The organism is Pseudonocardia ailaonensis (assembly GCF_039531635.1).
GTDB lineage: Bacteria > Actinomycetota > Actinomycetes > Mycobacteriales > Pseudonocardiaceae > Pseudonocardia > Pseudonocardia ailaonensis.
The window spans coordinates 387,232-412,072 of record NZ_BAAAQK010000018.1; the positions used below are offsets into that span (position 1 = coordinate 387,232).

The window sequence follows — 24,841 nt, forward strand, 5'->3', positions numbered from 1 at the left end:
GCCCGGCTCACCGGACGAGAGGGAGGGTCGATGCCGCTCCACCGACTGAACTCGATCACCATCGGGGTGCCCGACGTCGCCACGACGATCGCGTACTACACCGACTTCGGCCTGACCCCGGAGGCGGACGGCTGGCTGTCGAGCACCGACGGCGGCCGGCAGCTGCGGATCGTGCCCGCACCCACCCGCCGTCTGGTCGAGGTGTCGATCGGCGCCGAACACCTGGACGACATCGCCGGTGTGACCCACCGGCTGCGGGGCGCGGGCGTCCCGGTCGAGGAGGACGGGACCGGCGCGCGAACCGTCGAACCCGTCACGGGGACACGGGTGGAGGTCCGGATCGCCGATCCGATCCGGCAACCCCCGACCCCGGCGACCCCGTACAACGGGCCGGGCCGCATCGACCGCGGCACCGGCCGGGCCCCGGGGGTCCTGCGGGACACCCCGGTCCACCCGCGCAAGCTCGGCCACGTGGTACTCGGGTCCACCGACTACGAGGCCACCGTCCGGTTCTTCACCGACCTGGTCGGGTTCCGGGTGAGCGACCGGATCAGCGGGCACGGCGCCTTCCTGCGGTGCTCGACAGACCACCACAACCTGTTGGTCCTCAACGCGCCGGTCGCCTTCCTGCACCACAGCTCCTGGCAGGTCGACGACGTCGACGAGGTCGGCCGTGGTGCGTTCGCGATGCTGGAGGGCAACCCGGAGCGCCACGTCTGGGGCCTCGGTCGCCACCACGCGGGATCGAACTTCTTCTGGTACCTGAAGGACCCGGCCGGGAACTTCTCCGAGTACTACTCCGACATGGACAGCATCCTCGACGACCAGCTCTGGTCGCCGGAGACGCTCGAGGGCGCGCGCGGGCTCTTCAACTGGGGTCCGCCGCCGCCGCCGTCCTTCCTCGCGCCGGACGATCTCGCCGAGATCATGACCGGCGCCCACCAGTCTCGCTGACCCCACTCCTCGCGTGCCCTGCGGGCGGGCCCGGCACCTCCGGTGCCCGCCCCCGGACAGCCGCGGACTCAACGATGATCCGTAGGAGACCCGATGCCCACGAAGGCCCGACGGCTGCCGTCCTGGCTGGCCGCCACACTCGTCCTGTTCGGTGCCGTGCTGCTGGCCGCCTGCAGCACCACGACGACCACCGCCTCCGGGGCGAGCGGTACCGGGACCGTCACCCCGAAGCAGCAGAAGGTTCTCGACGACGGCTTCGCCGGCGTCTTCCAGCAGCCCCCGACGAGCGGGCCCGCCGCGGTCCGCGGCAAGACCGTCTGGTTCATCTCCTGCGGTGAGAACTTCGAGGCCTGCCACACCATGTCGGCCTCGTTCACCGACGCCGCGCAGAAGCTGGGCTGGAACGTCCAGGTCGTCGACACCAAGTACTCGGCGGCGAGCGCCAACACCGCCATCGGCCAGGCCATCGCGGCGCGGGCCGACGGCATCGTGACCGCCGCGTTCGACTGCCCGCAGATCAAGAGCGGGCTGATGGCCGCCAAGGCGGCGAACGTGCCGGTGGTCAACTACGCCGCGCTCGACTGCGACGACCCGAGCTTCGGCGGCGGCGAGAAGCTGTTCGCCGCGACGCTGAACACGATGGGATCGACCAACACCGGCGACTACTACGCCGCGCGTGGCAAGTACAACGCCGACTTCCTCGCCGCGACGCTGGCCCAGCGCGGGGTGGAGAACCCGAAGGTGCTGGTCGTGAAGAACGTCGACCAGGTTATCCACGCGACCGGGTGGGAGGCGTTCGCCAAGGAGATGGCGATCGCCTGCCCGAAGTGCCAGCTCGTCGACGTCGTCTGGAACATCACCGGGTTCCCGAACCCGGCCGGGCAGATCTTCAAGACCGCGCTCACCGCCAACCCGGACGCAGCCGCCGTCGCCTACGACTCCGACTCGTTCATGTCCGGTGCCTTCGCCTCCGCGGTCCGCCAGTCCGGGCGCACCGACATGGTCGTCTGCTGCGGCGACGGGCAGCTGTCGGGCAGCCAGCTGATCCGCGACGGCGTGGTCACCGCGACCAGCCTGATCCCCTACGAGTACGACGTCTGGGCCACGGCCGACACGCTCAACCGCATCTTCGCCGGGGCCGACCAGCCGAACCAGGGCGGTGGCTTCGTCTACGTCGACAAGGAGCACGGGCTGCCGGCCGAGGGGCAGCCGATCACGACCCCGGTCGACTTCAAGACCCTCCGCGAGAAGGTCTGGTCCGGGGGGACCTCGTGACCGCACTGGCCGTGCGGGGGGTCACCAAGACCTTCGGCGCCACCCGCGCGCTCGACGACGTGTCCTTCGACGTCCGGACCGGACAGATCCACGGCCTGCTGGGCGGCAACGGTTCCGGCAAGTCCACCCTGATCAAGATCATGGCCGGGGTCTACACCGCCGACGCCGGCGAGCTGCAGGTCGGCGACCGGCCGGTCGCGGCCGACGCCACCTCGCCGGCCCGGGCCCGGCAGAGCGGACTGCGGTTCGTGCACCAGAGCACCAGCACGTTCCCCGAGCTCACGCTGGCCGAGAACATCGCCATCGGCGACCGGTTCCCGACCAGCGCGGGCCGGGTGCGCTGGTCCGAGCTGCGCCGCCACACCGAGCAGCTGCTGGAGCGCTTCGAGATCGACGCCCACCCGCGGGACCGCCTCGGCGACCTGCGGCCGGCGGACCAGACGATGGTCGCGATCGCGCGGGCCCTGCAGGACGACAGCGCGGGGCTCTCGGTCCTCGTCCTCGACGAGCCGACCGCCTCGCTGCCCGAGCACGAGGTCTCGGTCCTGCTCGACGCCCTGCGGCGCTATGCCGCGGCGGGGCAGACGATCCTCTACGTCAGCCACCGCATGGACGAGGTGCTCTCGCTGACCGACGCGATGACGGTGCTGCGCGACGGGCAGCATGTGATCACCTGCTCGACAGAGGGCATGACCGAGGCGGAGATGGTGTCGCACATCGTGGGACGCCCGGTCGAGCGGGTCTTCGCCGAGACGGCGGCCGATCCCGACACGGTCGGCGAGCCGGTGCTGGAGGTCGACGGCCTGGTCGGCGGCCCGCTGCGCGGGATCGACCTGAGCGTGAGCGCCGGCGAGATCGTCGGCATCGCGGGCCTTCTCGGCAGCGGGCGCACCGAGCTGCTGCGGATGATCTTCGGGGACCATCCCGTGGAGGCCGGCACCATCCGGCTGGCGGGGAGCACGGTCCACCCGCGCACCCCCGGCGAGGCCATGAGGCTCGGCATCGCCCATGTCCCGGAGCACCGGGAGGCCGAGGCGGCGTTCCTCGACCTGTCGGTGCGGGAGAACCTCTCCGCCGCCGAGGTCGTGAAGTACTGGGTCGGCGGCCGGCTCGACCGGCGCCGCGAGCGCCAGGACGCCGAGCGGGCCATCACGGACTTCGCGGTCCGCACCGCCGGCCAGGACGCGCTGATGTCGTCGCTGTCCGGCGGCAACCAGCAGAAGGTGATCCTGGCCCGCTGGCTGCGCCGCCAGCCGCGGCTGCTGCTGCTCGACGAGCCCACCCAGGGCGTGGACGTCGGCGCCCGTGCCGACGTCTACGCCGCGATCCGGGCGGCCGTGAACGACGGCATGGCCGCGGTCGTCGTCAGCTCGGACTTCGACGAGCTGGCCCACGCCTGCGACCGAGTGCTCGTGCTGCGCGACGGCCGCATCACCGCCGAGGTGCGCGGCGACGACCTGCACCGCCACCGACTGACCGAGCTGGTCTACACCAAGGAGGGCACTCCGTGACCACCTCACGGACCGCGGAGGGGCCGACGGCCTCATCCGCGGCGACCCCGCCGCCCGCTCCGCGCACGCCGCGCCGCCGGACCACGTCCGGCCCGGGCGTCCTGCTCGAGCGGTTCGGCCTGCTGATCCTGTTCGTCGCCCTGATCGTGCTGTTCGTGGCGCTGCGCCCCGGCACCTTCGCGACCGGGGCGAACTTCCGCGCCATCGCCATCTCCCAGTCCGTGCTGGCGGTGGCGGCGCTGGCCCTGATGCTGCCGCTGGTGGGCGGCCGGTTCGACGTCTCGGTCGGGGCGAACCTGGGGCTGTGCTCGATCGTGACCGCCTCGCTCATGAGCCGGTTCGGGCTGCCCCTGCCGCTCGCGATCCTGGGCGCCCTCGTCGTCGGCGGCCTGATCGGGGCGCTCAACGGCGCGGTGGTCGCCTACCTCGGCGTCAACTCGATCATCGCGACCCTCGGGGTCGGGACGGTCATCGGCGGCCTCGTCACCGCCTACACCCAGGGCGTGCCGATCAGCTCCGGGCTCTCGCCCGCGCTGGCCCGGATCAGCACCCAGCTCGTCGCCGGGCTGCCCGTGCTGTTCGTCATCATGATCGTCATCGCGGTGGTCACGTGGTTCGTGCTCACCCAGACCCCGTTCGGCAGGCACCTCGCGGCGGTCGGCTCCAACGCCGCGGCCTCCCGGCTGACCGGGCTGCGGGTCAGCCGCCTGGTGCTGCTCAGCTTCGTCGGCTCGGGCCTGCTGGCCGGACTCGCCGGCGTGCTGCAGGTCGGCGCGCAGGGCAACGGCGACCCGACGATCGGCGGCCTGCCCTTCATCCTGCCCGCGCTGGCCGCCGTGTTCCTGGGCGCGACCACCTGGCACCCGGGGACGTACAACGTGCCCGGCACCATCCTGGGACTGTTCTTCCTGGGGACCACGATCAGCGGCCTGACGCTGCTGGGCGTGCAACCCTGGGTGACCGATGTGTTCAACGGCGGCGCCGTCGTCCTGGCGATCGTGTTCTCGGCGCAACTCAAACGCCGCCGGACCGGTTTCCTGGACATCGGCAGCTGACCGACGGGCGAGGGAGCCTCTCATGACCAAGTTGCTCATCACGGGCGCGGACGTGATCACCATGGATCCCGCCGCCGGCGAGCTGCGCGACGCCGACATCCTCGTCGAGGACGGCCGGATCGTCTCCGTCGGACCCGGCCTGGCGGACACCGGGATCGACGCCGAGGTGGTCGACGCCCGGGGCATGATCGCCATGCCCGGCATGGTGGACACCCACCGCCATCTCTGGCAGACCCCGCTGCGCGGCGTCGGTGCCGACTGGCTCGTGCCCGACTACATCCGGGGCATCCGCCTGCAGTTCTCCGAGCTCTACCGCCCGGAGGACATGTACGCGGGCAACTACCTCGGTGCCCTCGACGCGCTGAACTGCGGCGTCACCACGGTCGTGGACTACTGCCACAACATCGTGACCGGCGACCACGCCCACGGCGCCGTGACCGGCCTGCGCGACGCCGGCATCCGCGCGCTCTACGGCCACGCGCTGACCCCGGTCACCACCAACGGCTGGGACGAGACCCCATCCGACGGCATGCCCACCGGCGAGCTCGGCCACTACAAGGAGCGGCTGGCGCTGGCCACCGAGATCCGCGACCAGTACTTCTCCAGCCCGGACCAGCTGCTCACCTTCGGCATCTGCCCGCAGGAGCTGCCGATCGCACCGATGGACGAGATCGCCAAGGAGGTTCACGACTCCCGGGCCCTCGGCGCCCGGATCGTGGTGCACGCCAACCAGCACTGCGTGCGGCAGATGTACGCCGACGTCGCGCACTTCGGCAAGGCCGACATCCTCGGGGAGGACATGCTCTTCGTGCACTGCAGCTTCATGAGCCAGTACGAATGGCAGCTGCTCCACGACGCGGGCGCCTCCGTCTCGATCTGCACCCAGACGGAGATGCAGATGGGCATGGGCTTCCCGCAGATCGCCGAGGCCACCCGCTTCACCCACGGCCCGAGCATCGCCAACGACTGCGTGATCGGCATCGGTGGCGACATGATCGACATCGCCCGGACCACGCTGCAGGTCAGCCGCTGGAAGTCCGACGAGCCCGGCTACCAGCGCTGGCTCGCCCCGCAGACGATGTCGTGGACCGCCCGGGACGCGATGTCCTGGCTGACCGTGAACGGCGCGCACGCCGCCGGGCTCGGCGACCGCGTCGGTTCCCTGACACCCGGCAAGCAGGCCGACATCGTGCTGGTGGACATGCGCGGGATCAGCCAGGCCGGCTGGTACCGCAAGGACCCTATCGGCGCGGTCATCGGCCAGTCGAACTCCGGCAACGTCGACACCGTCGTCGTGGCCGGCGAGGTGGTCAAGCGCGGCGGCCGGCTGGTGCACGTGGACGTCGACGCCGCCCTCGCCACCATGGCCCGCACCCACGACCACCTCTACGAGCAGGCGGAGGCCAACGGCGGCGTGCTGCCGCAGCCCCCCGTCGAGATCCCGATGTACAAGGACCGCGCATGAGCTCTCCCCTTCAGGACCAACAGATCGCCGTCGGTGGTCTCCCGACGATCTTCCGCGCCCTCGGCGCGGACACCACCGGCACGATCAGCGTGGTCGAGCAGGTCGTCTCCCCGGGCGCACTGGTGTGGCCGCACGTGCACACCAACCACGACCAGGTCAACGTCGTGCTGTCCGGCGAGCTGGGAGTCCGCATCGGCGATCGGGAGTGGACAGCGGCCCCTGGCGAGACGATCGCGAAGCCGCGGCTCGTCCCGCACACCGTGTGGAACGCGACGGACGACCCGGTGCGCATCCTGGAGATCAGCTCGCCCTCCGACTTCGAGGACTACTTCCTCGCCCTGTCCGCCCTGAGCCCCGACGACGTGGCCGTCCGCACCGAGACCCAGCAGCGCTACGGCGTGTCGGGCGTGCCCGGCTGGGCCGAGGAGCTGTCCGAACGCTACGGCGTCCATCTCTAGGAAGGTCCCGCTCGTGAACGTCTGGTCCGTCGACATCGAAGCCGTGCCCGAGCACCTGGGCACCGCCAGCAGCAAGTACCTGATCCCCAAGGAGTCCCTGCAGGCGAAGACGGAGGGCACCTACCTGGCTCTCGTGTCGGTCTTCGAGGTCGCCGGCGGCAGTACCATGGCCGCCCACCACCACCCCACCCACGAGTTCTGGTTCGTCGTCCAGGGCGAGGCGGTCATGCAGGTCGCCGACGAGGCCCGGCGCATCAGGCCGGGCGACCTGATCTACACCGAACCCGGCACCCCGCACCAGATCCGCGTGGAGTCCGAGGAGACCTTCCGCGCCCTGGCCTTCGCCCTCGGCTACCCCGGACAGGGCTCCCAGCACGTCGATGTGCAACTGAGCAGTGTCGACGTCGGCTGACGTCCTGTTCCCCGGCTTCACCGCGCACCGGCTGCCGACCACGGGCGGGACCTCTTCGCCCGGGTCGGCGGGCCGGAGCAGGCTCCCCCACTCGTCGACCGCCGAGCGCCTGGTCCGCGTCCACACCGCCGACGGCACGCTCGACGCCTTCTCCCCCCACGGCTCTCGAGGCCTATCGCAGGACGTGGAGCCGGCCCGAGCACGTCCACGCCTTCTGCGAGGACTACCGCGCAGGCGCCACCACCGATCGGCGTGCCGACGAGGAGTTCCTCGCCACCGGCCGCACGATCGACTGCCCCACGACCGTCATCTGGGGCAGGGCCTTGGCCCGGCAACGACCGAGACCTCGTCGGCCATCGTCGGCGGCGGACCCGACCACCGGGCCGAAGCACGGGTGTCGGCGACACCCTGCCCGAGCCCACCTCACCTGATCGCGATTGCGTTGGCCGGGGAGCCCACACCACCGATCAGGTGCAACGGCTTGCACGTGACCAGGAAATCGTAGGTGCGGTCCGCGGCGCACGCCTCGGCCAGGGGATCGAGGTTCCACAGTTCGCCGAGCGCCATCCCGAGGAGCGCGATGAGCGGTCTGTGCAGCATCCCGCGGTGGTCCGGTCCGCGCGGCGCCCGTTCCTCGGACTCGACGTAGTAGTCGGACCGCGGGCCGGGCACCGGGAACGCCTCCACCCCCACGTTGTCGGCGGCGACGACGGCGACCTGGTGGTCCCACAGCCAACGGACCACGTCGACGGTGTGGGCGAGACCCGGGGAGCGGAAGTCGGCATTGAATCGCTCCCGGCCTGCGTGGTCGAGCTCCAGGTAGTGCCCGGCCCAGCCGGTGCGGACGAGCAGGATGTCCCCGCCCCGAAGCTCGACACCGTGAGCCCCCGCGGTGTCCTCGAGATCGTCGGTCGTGATGCCGTACGTGCTCCGCGGATCGAGGAACCGGCCGGTCTCCCTGAAGTGGCGCTCGACGTCGAGGAGCACACCCCGTCCGACGATTCCGGACTCGGACCAGTTCTGGATCCCGATCGCGGGTCCGTCGGGTGCCAGCTCGGCCCGGGTGCGCCCGCCGTAGAAGCCGTGCTGCGGGTCCCCGATGTGCCTCAGCCCGTCCACCTGGGTCGTCGCCTGCAGGTAGAAGCCGTCGAGATAGTCGTCGTGATGGTTGTCGGAATTGGAGAAGACGTGATGGCGCGCCGCTTCGCGGGTCCCCGACCAGTACGGGGTGAAGTGGTTGATCGGGTAGTCGAGCCCGTACACCGCCCCATGCCGGACCAGGGTGGTCGCGGCGTGGACCCGATCGGCGGTGAGAAAGTTGATCGTCCCCCGCTGGTCGTCGTCGCCGAACACGCCCCAGGACGATCCGGGCGGCGTGGCCCCGTCCGCCCCGAGCTCGTCGAACCGGGGCCAGGCATGGGGCACGGCGTTGTCCTCGGGTCCACGACCGTTCATCGGGGATCTCCCATCGTCAGCTCGAACACAACGGTCATCATTTCGCGAGCAGGTCCGTCCCCCGCGTCTCCGGCAGGCGACGGAGCGCGACGACGGCGACGACACTGGCCAGCACCATGAGACCGGCAACCGCCCACGGGGCTCCGCCGGAGGCGGCGGTGAGTGCGACGGCGATGATCGGGAGCGGCGCCGAGAGCACTGCGTTGCAGATCTCGCGGGACAGAGCGACGCCGGAGTAGCGGATCCGGGCCGGGAACAGCTCGGTCAGGTAGGCGGCTTGGGCCCCCGTGATCGACCACGTGGTCGGGGCGACGAGCAAGTGGGCGAAGAGAATTGCCCAGGTGTGGCCATCGAGCAGGAGCAGGAAGAAGGGGACCGGCCAGATCGCCGAGGCGATCGCGAGCGTGAGGTAGACCGGGCGACGACCGTAGCGGTCCGAGAGCGCCCCGGCGACCGGCACCGCCACCACACCCACAGCCGCCCCTACGAGGCTGGCGATCAGCACCGTCTGCCTCGACGACCCCACGCCCACGCTGAACGACAGCGAGTAGGTCAGGACGATCGTCGAGGTCACCGACACCGGTGCGGTGAGGAGGACGGCGTAGAACAGACGGGTCCCGGCACTGCGGAAGACATCGACGACGGGGAGCCGGCGCTGCGCCTTCTTCGCCTCGAGGTCGGCGAAGACGGGCGACTCCCCGATACGCAGGCGCAGGAAGATGCCGACGACGACGAGCGCGATGCTGACGAGGAACGGAATGCGCCACGTCCAGGTCTGCGCGATGTCGGCCGCGGAGAACGTGAGCGCGCCCACCGCGGACGACAGGATGATCCCGACGTAGATCCCGATCCCGGGCAGGGAGGTGAAGAACCCCCTCCGGGACCGCGGCGCGGCCTCGGCGAGCATGACCAGCGAGCCGGCGTACTCGGCACCGGCGGCAAGCCCCTGCAGCAGCCGGAGCAGGACCAGGAGGATCGGTGCGGCGATGCCGATCGTGGCGTACGACGGCAGGCATCCCACCAGTGCGGTCGCGACCCCCATGAGGATCAGCGTGGACACGAGCGCGAGCCTGCGGCCGTACCGGTCGCCGATGTGTCCGAAGACGATCGCACCGAGAGGGCGTGCTGCATAGCCGACCCCGAAGGTCGCGAACGACGCGACCAGTCCGACGACGGGGGAGACCTGCGGGAAGAACAGCGATCCGAAGATCAGGGCCGAGGCCTGCGCATAGAGGTACATGTCGTACCACTCGAGGGCGCTGCCGATGAGCATCGCCGGGATGAGCCGGCTCTTGGCTTCTCGCCAGTCCAGGGTCTCGGATGTGGTATCAGTGGCCGTGACGTCCATGTGACGCTCCTTTGCGGATGGAGTCAGTGCGTCCGGGTCTTACGGTCGGTGATCGGTGTCCGGCACCTGACCGGCCCGTGAACGGCGCAGCCAGGCGTGCACGGACAGGACATGCGAGGTGGCGATCGCCTGGGCCCAGTCGCCGTCGTGCTGGCACACGGCGTCGACCAGCTCGGCGTGGTGCTGGAGGCTGCGCTCCCAGGCCGGGTCGGTGTAGGTGCGGACGGTCTGACGGACGAAGGGGAGTTCGATCAACCCGGCCCTCATACGGGCGAGCCGGGGGCTGCCCGACAGCTCGCCTACGAGCAGGTGGAACTCGAGGTTCAGTGCGGTGAGCCGCTCCCGGTTCTCCGGCACGAAGGGGATCCGGACCATCGCGTCCAGGGCGGCGTTGAGCTGTTCGCGTTGCGGCTCGCTCGCGCGCAGCGCCGCGAGGCGGGCGACCTTGCCGTCGAGATCCACCCGGAGGGCGAAGATCTCGTCGACGTCGTCGTCGCTGTACCTGGCGACCTCGGTCCCGACGTTCGGCGAGAAGCTCACGAAGCCCTCGACGTGCAACCGGCGCAGCGCCTCGCGGATCGGGGTGCGGCTGATGCCGAGCACGTCCACCAGCTCGCCCTCGCGCAGTTTCGCGCCCGGCGGGAGTTCGTCCTCGAGGATGCGCTTCTTGATCAGTTCGTACGCGGCCTGCGCATTGCTACCGTGCTTCGCCACGACCTGTCCCCTCTCCGCCGGCTCGTGGGGTGACGAGCGCCCCTAGATGATCGCGACGGGGGTCACCGGTGACCCCGTCGCCCCCTTGACGTCCAACGGGGCGCAGCAGAGCAGGAACTCCCACACCCCGTGCTCCCGACAGACGTCCAGCAGCTCGTCGAGCCCGGCGTTGTCGAGCAGCCAGAGTCCCATGGCGACGATGCCCACCCCGTGCACGGGCGTCGGGATGTCCGGATAGCCCGATGGCATCGCGTCCTGCCCGGTGTCCGAGACGAGCACCGCGACGTCGCGCTCGCGCAACCACGGCAGGCAGGAGGCGTCCAGACCGGGCGAGCCCTCCTTCCAGAAGTCGTGGGCACCACGCTCCCGTCGTCGCGAGTCCCGGCCCGTACTGATCACCAGCGCGTCCCCGGCGTCCACGCGGATCCCCGACCAGGCCTCCCACGCATCGAGGTCACCAGGGCGGACCCGGTCCCCGAGGTCGAGCCAGGGCAGCCCGCGCAGGGCCGGGACGTCGACGAGGAGCCCGCGGGTGGCGATCCGGGCCCCGGCCCTGCCCACCGCGCCCGCCCGTCCGCCGTGCCGAGTGGTGACGGACGACGCCGCGCGGCCGTTGTACATCTTCCCGTTCCAGGCCGCGTGGTTGAGCCCGTCGAGGTGCGTGACGGCGAAGCCGTGACAGGCGAGCCCGAACCAGTCGGTCATGCCGACAAAGCCCTCGTGGGCACCGGCACCCGACTCGATCATGTGGTGCAGCGCGGGCCACGGATTGTCCACCGCGAAGGTCGGGGAGATGGCGCGGCCGAGGGAGACGGCCCTCCCTTCCCGCACGAGCGCCGCCGCCCGCCGGCGGTGCTCCGCCGTGATGAGGTTGAGCGTGCCGAGGTCGTCGTCCTCACCCCACCGGCCCCAGTTGCTCAGGGTCTCGAACATCCGGCCAACCTGTTCGCGGGTGAGGTGCTCCTCGTCCGTCCCGGCGCTCACGCACCGTCCATCCTCTTGACCCCCAGGATCGCGTGCACCGGATCGGTCGCGTCGTGGGTACCCCGAACGTAGGCGTCGGTCAGGTTCCACTGCCGGTCGACCTGGTCGACCCGCCCCCACTCGTACACCACGGTCCGGGACGCGATCAGCCACGGACCACCGTCGCGGCGCTCGAAGGTGTCGATGTAGCGCACCCAGATGTTGTGGTCAGCCCAGCCGCCTCCCTTGCTGCTCGCCACCCGGTGGCAGGCGACGGCATAGGTCTCCCCGGACGCGCGGTTCGCGGCGTGGACGTCGATGAGGGACTGCCACAGACAGTGCATCGTGCGCTCCATCGTCCGGAGACCCCGCAGCGCGTACTCGGCGAACTCGGCGCCGGTCCCGCGGAACATCCCGTGCTCGTGGACTGCGTCGGGGTGGTAGACGCTTGCCACCATCCGTTCGTCGCGGCGGTCCAGACCGCGGGTGTACGTGGTCAGCAGGCGATGGATCTCGTCACGATCGAGCAGAGCCCGGACCGCCTCGTCCTGGTCACTCATGCGTCCACCCTTCTCCGTTGTCCGCACGCCTCGGTGCGCTCCGACATGTTGTACATAATCAGCAGCAGATATCCTTCCGTCAAGCCTTGACTGCTCACTTCCTGGGTCAGATTGTGTACTAAGTTGTTTTTCGCCGAGGCTGGGGACCAAGGGAGTACTCGATGCACGAGGACCATCTCGACACGATCGTCGGGCGCATCCGACCGGGGGACGTCATCTGCACCTCCGGCGCCGGAAGCTTCCCGGCGCGCTTCTTCGCCGCTCTCGGTGCGCGGACGGACCTCCACGATGTGACGATCGGGCATCCCATGCGCCAGCACGAGATCCCCTACGCAGTCGACTACGCCGGGGGCCGGGCAGCCGACCTCCACCACATCTCGGACTTCACCTGGGACGCGCCGATCCGGGACGCGATCCGCGCCGGACGGGCGAGCTACCGGCCCGAGAACCCGCACCGGCAACCGGCCTCGTGGCAGCGGGCCTACCCGACCGATGTCTTCGTCACCTCCGTCTCACCACCCGACCGGCACGGCTACGTCTCGCTCGGCGCCTTCGGCGGCCTGGCCCGTTCCTTTCTGGACGCCACGGCGCCGCCGACCGTGATCTTCGAGATCAACCGGCACCAACCTCGGGTCCTCGGCCAGGTGAGCGTGCCGTTGTCGGCGGCGACCGCCAGCTACGAGGCCCACTACGAGCTCCCGCAGATCGTTCTGGGCACCGAGACGTCGGACGCCGACCGGGCGATCGCGGAGCACGTCGCGGACCTCATCCCGGACGGGGCCACGATCCAGATCGGGGTGGGTGCCATCCCCGACACCGTCGCCCGGCTGCTCGTCGCCGCCGGCAAGCGGCACCTGGGGATCCACTCCGAGAACATCTCGGACAGCCTGGTCGAGCTGGTCGAGGCCGGCGTCGTCGACAACTCCCGCAAGCAGGAGTTCCGCGGCGTGACGGTGTGCACCCTCGCGGTGGCCACGGACCGGACCTACCGCTTCCTCGACGACAACCCGGGCGTCCACATGCTGCCGATGACCTATGTGAACGACCCCTTCGTCATCGCCGCCAACCCCGCACCGGTGTCCGTCAACGCCGCCGTCACCGTCGACCTCATGGGCCAGTGTGCCTCGGAGAGCATCGGCCCCGCGCACTACAGCGGCACCGGCGGTCAGTGGGAGTTCGTCCACGGGGCGGGCCGCGCTGACGACGGCCGCGCCATCGTGACGCTGGCCTCGACGGCGCGCAACGGGACACTCTCCACCATCGTCGCCCAGCTCCCCCAGGGCACTCCGGTCACGATCCCGCGGAACGAGGGACCGACGGTCGTCACCGAGTACGGGGTCGCGGACCTGCGCGGGAAGTCGGTCCGCGACCGTGCCAGGAGCCTGCTGGCGATCACGCACCCGGACTTCACCGACAAGCTCCGGCACGAAGCCGTCGAGGCGGGCCTGCTGTGAGCGCGCCGCGCCAGAGCATGGGTGTGGCGTCCGCCGACCGCATCGTCGTCCGGGGCCACGACCTCTGCCGCGACCTGGCCGGGGTCGTGCCGTTCGGCGACGTCGTCTTCCTCCAGATCGTCGGCCGACTGCCGAGCACGCCGGAGTCCACGATCGGCAACGCGGTGCTGACGTGCCTCATGGAGCACGGCATGACGGCCGGCGCGCTGGCGGCCCGGCTCACCGCCGCGGGGTCCCCGGAGGCGGTCCAGGCCGCGGTGGCCGCCGGTGTGCTCGGAGCGGGATCGGTGTTCCTCGGTGCCCTCGAGGACTGCGCCGTCCTCCTCGGGACGCTGCATGACGGCCACGTCCGCACAAAGGCTCCGCTGCCGGAGATCGTGCGGACGTGGGTTCGGCGGACCGTGTGCGACGGCGGCCGCGTCCCCGGGCTCGGACACCCCATTCATCGGGATCAGGATCCCCGGACCATACGTCTGTTCGAGCTGGCGACCGAACTCGGCGCCGCCGGTGACGCCCTCCACACCATCACACTGCTCCGCGACACCGTCGAGGAGGAGACGGGCAGGTCCCTGCCGATCAATGCCGACGGCGCCTGCGCCGCGGTGCTCCTCGACCTCGGCTTCCCGCCGCAGCTGCTGCGCTGCTACGCCGCCGTCGCCCGCGCGGCGGGGGCCGCGGGCCATGTCGCGGAGGAGATCACCCGACCCACGACCCCCCTGTTGCTGTCCCGGATCGACGAGCTCGTGCCCTACGAGGACCCCTCTCCCCTGTTCGAGGAGCAACGATGAGCCCACGCATCGCCCACCTGATCGACCTGCTGGACCACGCCGTGGACATCGACGCCGAACGCGTCGCGGTGACCGTGGACGGCGAGGATATGACCTACACCGAGCTCGCCGCGGCGAGCACCACCATCGCCCGGGGCCTGCGCGCACTCGGCGTCGAACGGGGCGACCGGGTCGCGGTCTGGCTGCCCAACAGCCCACAGTGGATCGCGATCCTCCTCGGGTGCGCGCGGCTAGAAGCCGTCGCCGTTCCGATCAACACCTGGTACCGGTCCCGCGAGCTGGGGCACGTCCTCGCCCGCAGCGGCGCTCGCGTGCTGTTCACGCAGGAACGGTTCCTCAGACAGGACTACGGGCAGATGCTCAGCGAAGTGGCGGAGGCCTCGACGAACCCGCTGGGCCGGCTCGACCACATCGTCTGCCTCTCGGGGCACATCGACCGAGCGATGCCGTTCGGCGAGCTGACTGCGCTCAGCGGCCCGCTCCCCGCGGACCAGCCAGATCCCGACGCCGCGTTCCTGATGAGCTTCACCTCGGGGACCACCTCCTCTCCCAAGGGCGCCCTGCTCACGCAGCGGGGGATCACCACGAACGCCGTCGCGTTCGCCGAGCGGCTCGAGGTCGGGCCCGGGGCCGCCGTGTACTGCGCAGTGCCGTTCTTCCACGTCGCGGGTCTGGCGTTCGCGACACTGTGCGCCATGTCGGTCGGCGGGACGCTGGTGGCGAACGGACGCTTCACAGGCTCAGCGGCGTGGAAGGCGATCGCGGAGCACGGCTGCGCCCACACCGGCGGTTTCGAGGCGATCTACCATGCCTTGCTCGACGCCCAGCCCCCAGTTCCCGTGCGCACCCTCCGGTCCGCCTGGTGGGGTGGTGGCCCGCCGGCCCTGTTCACACGCGTCGAGCAGGCCCTGGGTGCCCGCCTGATGAACCTCTACGGGCTGACCGAGGCGTCCGGCAATGTCACCTCGACCCCGCTGAGCTGGACCGCGGAGCAGCGCGCTGGTTCTGAGGGCGTCGGACTCAACGGCGCGTCCGTCCGGATCGTCGACAACAACCACCGCTCCGTCCCGACCGGAGTGACCGGGGAGATCTGCGTTTCCAGCGCGACCATCATGCTCGGCTATCACGACGACCCGGACGCGACGAGGCAGGCCCTCCTGCCGGTGGGCCACCTGATGACCGGTGATCTCGGGCATCTCGACCCAGACGGGAACCTGCACTTCTCCGGCCGACGCAAGGACATGATCAAGGTCGGCGGGGAGAACGTCTCGCCCCAGGAGATCGAAGCCGCCCTGGGTGAGTTCCCCGAGATCATCGAGGTCGCCGTCATCGGAATCCCGGACACGAAGTACGGGGAGGTTCCCGTGGCGTTCGCCCGCACCATCGACGGCGTGACAGCGGACGAGGTGCTCGACCGTCTACGCGGGACGATCGCCTCGTTCAAGATGCCTCGTCGACTCACCATCGTCGACGAGTTTCCCCGCTCCTCCACGGGCAAGATCCAGAAGACCCGGCTTCGCTCATCACCGCCGGACGGACTTGCCAGGTGACAGTCTCGGCGCGGCTTGTTCCGGCCTCGGTGGTCGAACCGGTCAACGTGGTCGAGCGGAGCAATCTCACCGCGCTGTCACGAGCGGCGCTTGCCTTGGACAGGTGACATGACACCGGTCTGGCCTGTTAGCGTTTTCGGTGATCAAACTGACCGGGCCCGGCCAGCGGCGAACCGGCCACGACCCAGCCCGCGGTGTCGGGGAAACCGCCGCCCGGAGCCAGGCTGCGCAGGCGCACCGCGTCGCCGACGGACACCGGGTCGCCCTCCTTGCGGTCGCCGGAGCCGGGGACGATCTGCCAGCGGACCTTGTCCCAGTTCGCCCGCCCGGGATCGGACCACGTGGTGACGAGGGAGTTCTCGGGTGAGCGCGCGAAGGCCGGGCGGGAGCGCACGGGCGCCGAGATGCCGAGGAACCCGGCGTTGCCGCACTGCAGGGTGACGACGGAGCCGTAGGACAGGTCCGGGGCCATCGCGCGAGCACTCCCGGGATCGGCTACGCCGACTGGCGGCAGACGGTCACAGCGTCCGTACGAGCTGTGAGCGGGGGATCGACGGGGGTCGTGACATCCGGCGGCCGAGGTCGGCGGGTGGTGATTCGTAACGCCACGCAAGCGCTGCGCGACTGCTGAACCGCGGACAGTCACGAACGGCTCTGGAGGAACACGTGGTCGATCGGGAACGCGGCGCGTCGACGGGCCGGGGTGCTCGGTGACGGCTGGTCTGCGTCCGCCGGAGAACGGCCTGACATGCACGCACTGCAGCCACGTCAACGAGGTCGGCGACCGGTTCTGCGCGAGCTGCGGGGAGCCGATGGGCGGTCCGCCGCCACCGCCCCCGTCCGCGCGACCGGCGCCCGTCGACGAGCCGGACGCCGCGCCCTCGACCGACGACTCCGTGACCCGTTACCTCTGCGCCGCAGCGCATCTGGACGCATCGTTCGCCGACCAGGTGATCGCGGAGTATCTCGTCGAGCCCGCCCGGGCGGTCCCGCCCTCGCCCGGGGTGGACGCCGGGGCCGTCCTGCGGGAGGCACTCGCCGCGCGCAGCCGCCGAAAGACCCGTGACGCCGTCCTGCTCCTGCTGCTGCTCGTCATGGCCGTGTTCTCGTTCCTGTGGCTGCTGATCTGGGCGCTCATCGGGTTCGGCGTCGCCTTCCTGAGCGCGCTGCTCCCGGACCGGGTACGGGGGCTCCTGGCCGGGGTCGGCGTCCTCGCCGGGCTCGCCCTCGCGTTGGGCAACTGGCGCTACCTCGGCACGTCGCTGACGTTCGTGGCCTTCCTCTTCAGCGGTCGGGCCGATCCCCAGGTGGGCGCGATCGTCGGCCTGATCGCGAGCGTCGCCATCGCGGCGATCGTGGCGGCCGACGAGGGCGCGGTGTGGCACGTGACCCGCGCCCAGTTCCGCCACAGCATGTTCCTCGCGGACGCCCGCCGCGCGCCGAAGGGCTGGGTCCGCCAGTTCCGGACCTTCGGCCACGCCAACCACCAGCGCGAGCTGGATCGCGCGGCGGCGGCCGATGCGCGCAGCCGGGTGCCGGACGGTTCCGCGGGGGTGACGGTGCACCGCGGCCGGGTTCCCTTCGTCGGGGCGGGGAACGTCGTCCTCAACGAGGTCCTCGCACTGCCGCTGGTGCCCGACGACGACGCCACGGAGAAGCCGGAGCCCTTCACCGCGGCCGAGCTGCAGGCCCACGTCGCCGAGGTCCTCGGGAAGCTCCGCTCGTCCGGATCCCTGTCGCCCGGGGGCCGGCTCGCGTCCCTGCAGATCACGGAGGAGGTGTTCGTCCCCGCCGAGCAGCTGCTGCGCCGCACCGGGACGAGCCTGGGCCCCACCATCCTGCCGAACGACCGGCGGCCGCCGGTCCGCCACATCCCGCTCGAGACCGCCCGGGACCTCGCGGACCGGCCGCAGGAGGCGGCCCGCTACTACCGCTGCTACCGGGTCGAGTCCTGGGACCGCGAGCTGACGACCTCGAGCTACTTCACGGCGGGCACCGACTCGCGGACGCTCTACGTCGAGTGGACCCACTGCGTCCTGCCGCCGCTGCGGGAGCAGTTCCGGTCCATCGACCGGCACACGGACAACGGTCCCTTCACGACGTTCCTCGAGACGCTCAACGCTCTCCCGCTGACCGTCCCGGTCCGCGTCGTGGGCGTCTTCCGGACCCTGGAACCCCTGCCGCACGACCCGGACGCGATCGAGCCCGCCCGCTACGGCGCGGGTCGGAGCCTGCGGGAACTCGCTGCCGCGCAACGTCCGGGCGTGTTCTTCCAGGAGGCCGACGCGGTCCGGTACATGACGATCCTCGAGCAGGCCTTCTTCGCCGCCGTCCAGTCCTTCCTGGAGAGCCGGCACTACTCGGTGGACGACGTCCTCGGTGCGGCCAAGGCGAAGATCAGCAACAGCATCACCATCCAGAACGGCACCTTCCACAACTCCGCGATCGGCATCGGCTCGGTGCGCCAGGAGCGGAAGGGCCCGACCATCACGCTTCCCGGACGCAAGGAGGAATCATGAGCAAGGACGACGGCGGCCGGATCACGATCAGCGGTGGGACGTTCGCCGGGAGCGCCATCGGGATCGGGAAGGTCACCGTGAACAACGGGGACGTCCAGCAGGTGACCGTGGACGACCTGCGGTCGGCGCTGGCCGGCGGGCGCCAGAAGCTGCTCGACGCCGCCCCCGACGAGACCTCGCGCGCCCGCGTCGCCACCGCCGTCGAGGAACTGCAGGAAGAGCTCGAGGTTCCCGAGCCGGACGGCGACGTGGTCCGCGGGGGATGGAAGCGGGTCCTGCGGCTGCTGGACGGCGGGGCGAAGGCGGCCGAGAGCATCGCGACGATCACCGAGCTCGTCAGCTCGCTGTTCGGAAGCTGAGCATGCACTGCACGGGGTGCGGGCAGGCTCTCCGGGAAGGCGCGAGCTTCTGCACGAAGTGCGGCACGGCGGTCCGGAGCGGGGAGCCGACGCAGGTGGGGCCGGTGGCTCCGCCGCCAGCTCGGCCGCCCGCGCCGCCGCCTGCTCGGCCGCCCGCGCCGCCGGTCGCACCGCCGTGGTCCCCGCCGCCACCGTCCGCGGCGCCACGGGAGCCCGTCCGGCCCCATGCCGTCATCGCCGTCGTGCTGGCGGTGCTCGTGCTCGCGGGGGCGGGCGTGGGCGCCTACTACCTGTTCCGCGGCTCGCCCACCCCCGTCGCCGGCCCGGCGACGAGCACGACCACCGCACCGGCTCCGCTGTCCCGCGTCGCCTCCCGACCCGCCACCTCCCCGCCGAGCTCGCAGACCGCCCCACCGGGCACGCTGCTCACGCAGGAGGTGCTGGCGGACCGCCCCGCCGTCGAGTCCCTCGTCGGGACATGGATCCCCCAGCTCGGTTCCAAACAGGTCGGGCTGGTCGTGAACGGGGTGCGGTTCGACGAGGCGGCGATCTGGGGCGACTTCCAGAACATCCGCACCCGGTTCCCGCAGGCCCTGCTCCTGCGCTCGGACGACTACCGCAGCTTCCGGTCCGCCGGGTTCTGGGTGACGGTCATGCCACTGAGGTTCTCGACGCCCCAGGACGCCAACCGGTGGTGCGCCTCCGTCACCCTGTCGGCCGACGACTGCTTCGCGAAACGGCTGTCGCACACCGAGGGGCCGGAGGGGAACAGCCAGCCCCGCTGAGATCGCTTGCTCCCGTGCCCAGGCACCCGGGACGATCCTCCGGTGTTGACCGAGCTCGCCCAGTCACCTGCTCCTGGCGCCCCGCCGGTCGGTGGAGCTCGCGAACGACGTGCGGCTCGGCCTGGAGCGCCTGAGCGCCGGGATCAGTGAGGGGGCGACGGTCGGGGAGTACGAGCGGCTCCGGGGCGACATCAGCGCGGCGCGGGAGAGGCTGATCGGCGTCGCGAAGAAGGACATGGCGCTGCCGGACCAGGCGGGCGCCCGGACGGTCAGGCGAAGCGCTCTTCCTGATCGTCGAGGACCAGCAACGCGTCGACATCCTCGGGATTGCCTGGCTCCACCGACGACGATCACGTGGTCCGATACGCGACCGACCGCCCGCGCCGGCACTGCGACGGACCGCGGCTCGCCTACCTCCGGGCCGAGTCCACCGGATGTCGCACGCCGGTGGTCGAGGCAGAGTCGTCCGTGGCGGAGGAGGCGCGCGGGCGGCGACGCCGGGATCGTCGGGCCTCGACCCCTGGCGAGACCTCGGAGGACCGGATGCCTGACCCGTCGGAGCCACGCCCGCCGATCCGCACCTACCTGCCGATCGTGACGCCGGACGTTCCGCGAGAGATGCCGGTCGACGCCCGTGACGCGGCACCCCCGCCCGCGGCGCGTCCCTTGCGACCGCCGGCGGGCGCGCCCAACGTTCTGGTGATCCTGATCGACGACATGGGGTTCGGAGCGAGCAGCGCCTACGGCGGTCCGTGTGAGATGCCGGTGGCGGAGCGGCTGGCCGGGGAGGGGCTGAGCTTCAGCCGATTCCACACGACGGCGCTGTGCTCGCCGACCCGGCAGGCGCTGCTGACCGGCCGCAACCACCACACCGTCAACATGGGGATCATCGCCGAGCTGGCCACCTCGATCCCCGGCTACACGGGGGTGCGCCCGGACTCGTGCGCCACGGTCGCGCAGATCCTGCGGATGAACGGCTACAGCACGGGCGCGTTCGGGAAGATGCACCAGACGCCGCCGTGGGAGACCAGCCCGGCGGGCCCCTTCGACCGGTGGCCCACCGGCGAGGGCTTCGAGCGGTTCTACGGGTTCCTCGGCGGCGACTGCCACCAGTTCTCCCCGCCGCTCTACGAGGGCACGACCCCGATCGACCCGCCGCGCACACCGGAGGAGGGCTACCACCTCACCGAGGACCTGGTCGACCAGGTGATCGACTGGACCGGCTACCTGCACGCACTGACCCCGGACGAGCCGTGGTTCACCTACCTGTCCTTCGGCGCCACGCACGCCCCGCACCACGCCCCCAAGGAGTGGCTGGAGCGCTACCGGGGCGCGTTCGACCATGGCCACGACGTGCAGCGCGAACGGACCTTCGCCCGGCAGAAGGAGCTCGGGAGCAGGAGCTCGGGAGCAGGCAGACCGTCGCCGGTCGCCGTTCCGGTCACCGCTTCCGACAGAACACCCTGGCTGGCGGCCACCACGAGAGCACGGGGATGGCGCCCCGCGAACGCGCGATCCCCGTGAGGCTCTTCACAGCGGGAGCTTGTGTCGGAGGACGCCCGGGCCTTCGGCGCGCTCGGCCAGGACCCGGCAGAACTCGATCGCGTCCATCGCGACGTGCTCGCCTCCCGAACCCGAGGCACCCGCTCCCGATGTGAAGGTCCCGCCCGCGGGGCCGGACAGCTCCAGAGTGCAGGGCTCGCCGTGGCGCAGCGCCCACTCGGCGACGATGTCGGCGACGATCCGGCCGTCGTGCGCCGCGTCGTGGATGGCGGGCCTGCCGGTGGCGCGGGCGAGGTCGATTCGGTGCATCCAGACGTCCCGGGTGAAGCCGACGTCGAACAGATAGCCGACCGGCTGCCGTCCGACGGGCGCGGGGAGACCGAGCAGCGGCAGCCCCGCAACCAGCCGCGGGAGCGTGGTCCGCGACCGGATCGCCTTGGGCGACACCACGTCCCACTCGGCCCGCAGCGCGTCCGGCGAGAGCGCAGACCGCTCTCGGACCTGCAGCTCGTTCATCCCGTCCCACCAGAAGGCGCCGCCGATCTCGGCCCGCAGCGGGCGCCCGGCTACGACCTGGCGCACGAACTCCCGCGGCGAGGCCTGCCCCGCGGCCGACCCGACGACGTGGGCGGCGACGCCCTTGACGTCCCACAGCGCGCAGTCGGTCGGCTTCGCCCAGTCCTCGGCGGCGAAGCCCGCCAGCTGCTCGGCGAACCGCCGGTTCTCGACGGCGGCGACGGCCATGGCCTCCGCGTGCCCGATCCGTTCGACGGCGTCGACCCTGGTCACGCTCTCGATCTCCATTCCCCGATCCTGGCCGGACGCGGCACGGGTGGACATCCGTGGAGGACTACCCAACTAGCGCCGCGAGCTGCCCACGGTCTCGGACACCGGTCCGGCGCAGCAGGCTCGCGATGTGGTGTTCCACGGTGCGCACCGAGAGCACCAGGCGGTCGGCGATCTCGCGGTTCGTGCTGCCCGCGGCGACGAGTGCCAGCACCTCGTGCTCCCGCTCCGTCACCCCGAAGGCGCGCAGGGCGGGAGGCACCGGTGCGGAACCGCGCCGTCGGCGAGGTGGGGGTGCGCCCGCCGCGCCGATCAGCATCCGGCAGTCGCGGGCGAGCCGCTCCTGACCGCGGTCGAAGAAGAAGCCCTCGCCCTCGCGCAGCCACGCCACCGGATCGCCCCACCCGTCCCGCAGCGCGGCCTCGGCCACGAGCAGGCGGGCGAGGTGGACGGTGCCCGACGCCCGCGTGGCCGGGGTGAGCAGCTCCTCGCCCCGGGCGTAGTGGCTCGCCGCCTCGACAGAGCAACCAGTGCCGCCGGCCCGGCCCGCGGCGACCGCCTCTGCCCAGCTCCGCACCGCCGCGAGGACCGGGACGGCGTCGAGGTAGCCCGCGGCGGCGACCTCGGCGCGGGCCGCGGCGCCCAGGTCCGCGTCGGCGGCGCTGTGCACGATCGCCCACACCACGCGTCCGGAGAAGACCGCGCCGGTCGCGGGCGCCACCCGGACGTACTCCATCGACCGGTCCAGCACCTCGGCCAGCTCCGCGCGATCGCCGCGCAGCAGGGCCCGGGTGGCGCGGACCCGCCCCAGGGCGTCCGCCGCGATCCGCGGGTCGCCCGGCGCGACCTCAGCGGCCTCCGCCAGTGCCGCCTCCATCTCGGCGTCCCGGCCCGCGAGCGCGTGGGCCCCGGCGAGCCAGAGCAGCCCGACGGGGAGGGTGGCGTGCCCGAACCGCCGGCCCGCCTCCACACACCGGGTGGCGGCGGCCAGGCAGGTGTCGTGGTCCAGCGCGCTGAACGCCAGGTCGGCGAGCAGCAGATCCGCCGACGCGGCCGTCGCCGCGGCGCCCGCGGCCTGGGCCGTCTCCCGGATCCCGACGAGGTCGGCAGGGTCGCCGAGGACTGCCGTGAGGATCGCGCACTCGTGCTCCAGCGCCAACCTGCGAACCGCCAGGCCGGCGCGGTCGGCGATGTCCGCGGCCTCCCGGAACGCCGCGAGCTTCCCCCCGAAGTCCTCCGTCACCCTCCCCACCACCCAGAGTGCGTCGCACTCGACGTCGGCGGTGACGGCACCCGTGCGGGCGGCGCGCGCGAGGTCGGCGGCCTCCGTGGTCCGGCCCGCGGCGAGGGCGACGTGGGCGGCGACCACCGCCGCGCGGGCCTGGGCACCGGGGCTGCCCGAACCGGTCTCCTTGATCGCGGTCTCGGCCGCGTCGGTGTCCCCTGCCGCCAGCGCCGCGGTCGCGACGAGGCCCAGGAGGGCGAGCCGGTCGTCCGCGGTGGCGTTCACGGGCATCCTGGTCGTCAAGGCCTGCGCCAACGAGAGGGCGCGCGGCGCGGCGCCGATCTGGACCCACACCTCCACCAGCTCCCGCTCGACCCGGAACCGCACGCCGTCGGCGGTGTCGAGGTCCCTGGCCCGGAGCAGCGTGGCCTCCGCCGCGGCGAGCGCACCCCGGTCGGACGCCCGCCGTCCACACTCGACCAGCAGCTCGGCCGCCCGGTCGAGGTCCCCCGCGGTCTCCGCGAGCGCGGCGGCGAGCTCGCACGTGTCGCGCGGGAACCCGGGGTGGGCGCGTTCGACGGCGGCCAGCGCCCGGGCCGCCAGCGCGGCCCGCTCGGGCGGCAGCAGCGACTCGACGACCGCCTGCCGGATCAGCGCGTGCCGGAACCGGAACCCGTTGCCCTCGACGACGAGGACCTGCTCGTCGACCGCGCGGCGCAGTGCCTGGGCGACAGGCTCGCCGACCGCCGCCACCCCGCCGGCCGCCACCCCGCTCGCCTCCGCCACCAGCCGCCAGTCGAACTCCCTGCCCAGCACTGCGGCCGCCGACAGCACCCGACGCTCCTCGGGCGACATCGACCGCAGCCGCACACCCACCGACTCCGCCACGCTCCGGGTCACGATCGGGATCAGGGGCCCGCGGACGGTCCAGTGCGGGTCGCTCACCAGGGCGCCGGTGGCGATCAGGTCCGCGAGCAGCTCCTCGACGAGGAACGGCGATCCCTCGGTCAGCGTGCGCAGGAACGGACCCACCCCTTCGGGGACCGTGTCCACACCCAGGCAGGCCGCCGCCATCGCGTCGATCTCGGGCGCGGCGAGCGGGCCGAGGTCGATCACGGTGGCGCCACGCCTGCGCAGCCGCGCGGTGGGCCCGTCCGCCCCGCTCCGCACCGTGACCACGCACAGCACGGCCTCGGACCGCAGCGCACCGACGAGGAACTCGACCACCGCGATCGTGTCCTCGTCCGCCCACTGCAGGTCCTCCAGCACCAGCACCCACCCGGGCCCGCTCGCCCGCAGCAGCCGGACGACGGCCTCCCCGACCAGCAGCGGGGAGGACTCCGCGCTCCCCGTCCCCCACTCCGGGACCAGCCGGCCGAGGTGCGGGGCGAACCCCGCCAGGGCCGCCGCCGGCGGACGCCCGATGCTGCGGAACCCCGCCAGCAGGGCCTCGGTGACTGCCCCGAACGGCACCGGGCTGCCCCCGGCGCCGGCGTGCCCCGTGGCCGCGCGGAACCCGCGGCCGGTCGCCGCCGCCGCCGTCTCGCGGGCCAGCCGGGACTTGCCGTGCCCCGCGTCGCCGACGAGCACGACCACCCCGCCGGCTCCCGCCGCGAGCTCGTCGAGCCGGTGCGCGAGCGCGGCCCGCTCCTCGGCCCGGCCGATCAGGTCGGGGCAGAGGGTCGAGTGCACGGATCCAGTA

The 24,841-nt window shown here is 71.9% G+C and carries 22 protein-coding genes and 1 pseudogene; 15 read left to right on the top strand and 8 right to left on the bottom strand.

What is annotated here, in order from left to right:
* Positions 1-30: 30 nt before the first annotated feature.
* The 7 genes from ABD324_RS24085 to ABD324_RS24115 all read left to right on the top strand — a co-directional run bounded on the left by ABD324_RS24085 (position 31) and on the right by ABD324_RS24115 (position 7,130).
* On the top strand, positions 31-954 hold the full coding sequence (locus tag ABD324_RS24085) for a VOC family protein (protein ID WP_344421284.1): 924 nt from the start codon (positions 31-33) through the stop codon (positions 952-954).
* Positions 955-1,047: 93 nt separating this feature from the next.
* Positions 1,048-2,229: a sugar ABC transporter substrate-binding protein gene (locus ABD324_RS24090; protein WP_344421287.1), complete on the top strand. Its 1,182-nt coding sequence runs from the start codon at positions 1,048-1,050 to the stop codon at positions 2,227-2,229.
* On the top strand, positions 2,226-3,740 hold the full coding sequence (locus ABD324_RS24095) for a sugar ABC transporter ATP-binding protein (protein WP_344421290.1): 1,515 nt from the start codon (positions 2,226-2,228) through the stop codon (positions 3,738-3,740). Before ABD324_RS24090 ends, ABD324_RS24095 begins: the two co-directional genes overlap by 4 nt.
* Positions 3,737-4,795, top strand: coding sequence for an ABC transporter permease (locus ABD324_RS24100; protein ID WP_344421293.1), 1,059 nt, complete (start codon positions 3,737-3,739; stop codon positions 4,793-4,795). Before ABD324_RS24095 ends, ABD324_RS24100 begins: the two co-directional genes overlap by 4 nt.
* A gap of 22 nt (positions 4,796-4,817) precedes the next feature.
* Positions 4,818-6,260, top strand: coding sequence for an amidohydrolase family protein (locus ABD324_RS24105; protein WP_344421296.1), 1,443 nt, complete (start codon positions 4,818-4,820; stop codon positions 6,258-6,260).
* The gene (locus ABD324_RS24110) at positions 6,257-6,718 is read left to right on the top strand and encodes a cupin domain-containing protein (protein WP_344421299.1); all 462 of its coding nucleotides are present in this window, start codon (positions 6,257-6,259) and stop codon (positions 6,716-6,718) included. The genes ABD324_RS24105 and ABD324_RS24110 overlap by 4 nt, the downstream gene beginning before the upstream one ends.
* 13 nt (positions 6,719-6,731) lie before the next feature.
* Positions 6,732-7,130, top strand: a complete 399-nt coding sequence (locus ABD324_RS24115) for a cupin domain-containing protein (protein WP_344421302.1) — start codon at positions 6,732-6,734, stop codon at positions 7,128-7,130.
* A gap of 423 nt (positions 7,131-7,553) precedes the next feature.
* Here ABD324_RS24115 and ABD324_RS24120 read toward each other — a convergent pair whose 3' ends face one another.
* From ABD324_RS24120 to ABD324_RS24140, 5 genes are read right to left on the bottom strand one after another with little or no spacing between them, the layout of a single operon-like run.
* Positions 7,554-8,585 carry a cyclase family protein gene (locus tag ABD324_RS24120; protein ID WP_344421304.1) on the bottom strand — a complete coding sequence of 344 codons (1,032 nt, stop codon included), beginning with the start codon at positions 8,583-8,585 and terminating at the stop codon, positions 7,554-7,556.
* A gap of 37 nt (positions 8,586-8,622) precedes the next feature.
* Positions 8,623-9,933, bottom strand: coding sequence for an MFS transporter (locus ABD324_RS24125; RefSeq protein ID WP_344421308.1), 1,311 nt, complete (start codon positions 9,931-9,933; stop codon positions 8,623-8,625).
* Between the two features lie 39 nt (positions 9,934-9,972).
* Positions 9,973-10,647, bottom strand: coding sequence for a GntR family transcriptional regulator (locus tag ABD324_RS24130; protein WP_344421311.1), 675 nt, complete (start codon positions 10,645-10,647; stop codon positions 9,973-9,975).
* Between the two features lie 42 nt (positions 10,648-10,689).
* Entirely contained in the window at positions 10,690-11,631 is a 942-nt protein-coding gene (locus tag ABD324_RS24135) for a cyclase family protein (RefSeq protein ID WP_344421314.1), read from the bottom strand.
* Complete coding sequence (locus ABD324_RS24140; RefSeq protein WP_344421316.1) at positions 11,628-12,170, bottom strand: nuclear transport factor 2 family protein; 543 nt, start codon at positions 12,168-12,170, stop codon at positions 11,628-11,630. The genes ABD324_RS24135 and ABD324_RS24140 overlap by 4 nt, the downstream gene beginning before the upstream one ends.
* Before the next feature lie 161 nt (positions 12,171-12,331).
* Between ABD324_RS24140 and ABD324_RS24145 the strand changes: the two genes are divergently transcribed.
* The 3 genes from ABD324_RS24145 to ABD324_RS24155 are packed head-to-tail and all read left to right on the top strand — an operon-like array spanning position 12,332 to position 15,962.
* Positions 12,332-13,624, top strand: coding sequence for an acetyl-CoA hydrolase/transferase family protein (locus ABD324_RS24145; protein ID WP_344421318.1), 1,293 nt, complete (start codon positions 12,332-12,334; stop codon positions 13,622-13,624).
* Positions 13,621-14,412: a citryl-CoA lyase gene (locus ABD324_RS24150; RefSeq protein WP_344421321.1), complete on the top strand. Its 792-nt coding sequence runs from the start codon at positions 13,621-13,623 to the stop codon at positions 14,410-14,412. The genes ABD324_RS24145 and ABD324_RS24150 overlap by 4 nt, the downstream gene beginning before the upstream one ends.
* Positions 14,409-15,962 carry a class I adenylate-forming enzyme family protein gene (locus ABD324_RS24155; protein WP_344421323.1) on the top strand — a complete coding sequence of 518 codons (1,554 nt, stop codon included), beginning with the start codon at positions 14,409-14,411 and terminating at the stop codon, positions 15,960-15,962. The genes ABD324_RS24150 and ABD324_RS24155 overlap by 4 nt, the downstream gene beginning before the upstream one ends.
* A 127-nt stretch (positions 15,963-16,089) precedes the next feature.
* Here the strand turns inward: ABD324_RS24155 and ABD324_RS24160 are convergent, their stop codons facing one another.
* On the bottom strand, positions 16,090-16,434 hold the full coding sequence (locus ABD324_RS24160; RefSeq protein ID WP_344421326.1) for a hypothetical protein: 345 nt from the start codon (positions 16,432-16,434) through the stop codon (positions 16,090-16,092).
* A 424-nt stretch (positions 16,435-16,858) separates the two neighbouring features.
* Here ABD324_RS24160 and ABD324_RS24165 point away from each other — a divergent pair, with 424 nt between their 5' ends.
* The 5 genes and pseudogenes from ABD324_RS24165 (at position 16,859) to ABD324_RS24180 (ending at position 21,149) form a co-directional block, all read left to right on the top strand.
* The gene (locus ABD324_RS24165; RefSeq protein WP_344421329.1) at positions 16,859-18,481 is read left to right on the top strand and encodes a hypothetical protein; all 1,623 of its coding nucleotides are present in this window, start codon (positions 16,859-16,861) and stop codon (positions 18,479-18,481) included.
* Positions 18,478-18,840 (top strand): hypothetical protein, encoded by a 363-nt coding sequence (locus tag ABD324_RS24170; protein ID WP_344421333.1) that lies wholly within the window; start codon positions 18,478-18,480, stop codon positions 18,838-18,840. Before ABD324_RS24165 ends, ABD324_RS24170 begins: the two co-directional genes overlap by 4 nt.
* 2 nt (positions 18,841-18,842) lie before the next feature.
* Positions 18,843-18,905, top strand: a pseudogene (locus ABD324_RS37480) (zinc-ribbon domain-containing protein); the annotation flags it as partial.
* Between the two features lie 177 nt (positions 18,906-19,082).
* A complete protein-coding gene (locus ABD324_RS24175; protein WP_344421336.1) occupies positions 19,083-19,625 on the top strand; it encodes an RAD23 family protein in 543 nt (180 codons plus the stop codon).
* Between the two features lie 543 nt (positions 19,626-20,168).
* Positions 20,169-21,149: a sulfatase-like hydrolase/transferase gene (locus tag ABD324_RS24180; protein ID WP_344421338.1), complete on the top strand. Its 981-nt coding sequence runs from the start codon at positions 20,169-20,171 to the stop codon at positions 21,147-21,149.
* A gap of 6 nt (positions 21,150-21,155) precedes the next feature.
* Here the strand turns inward: ABD324_RS24180 and ABD324_RS24185 are convergent, their stop codons facing one another.
* Positions 21,156-21,932, bottom strand: coding sequence for a maleylpyruvate isomerase family mycothiol-dependent enzyme (locus ABD324_RS24185; RefSeq protein ID WP_344421342.1), 777 nt, complete (start codon positions 21,930-21,932; stop codon positions 21,156-21,158).
* Positions 21,933-21,978: 46 nt separating this feature from the next.
* On the bottom strand, positions 21,979-24,831 hold the full coding sequence (locus tag ABD324_RS24190; protein ID WP_344421346.1) for an ATP-binding protein: 2,853 nt from the start codon (positions 24,829-24,831) through the stop codon (positions 21,979-21,981).
* Positions 24,832-24,841 lie beyond the last annotated feature (10 nt).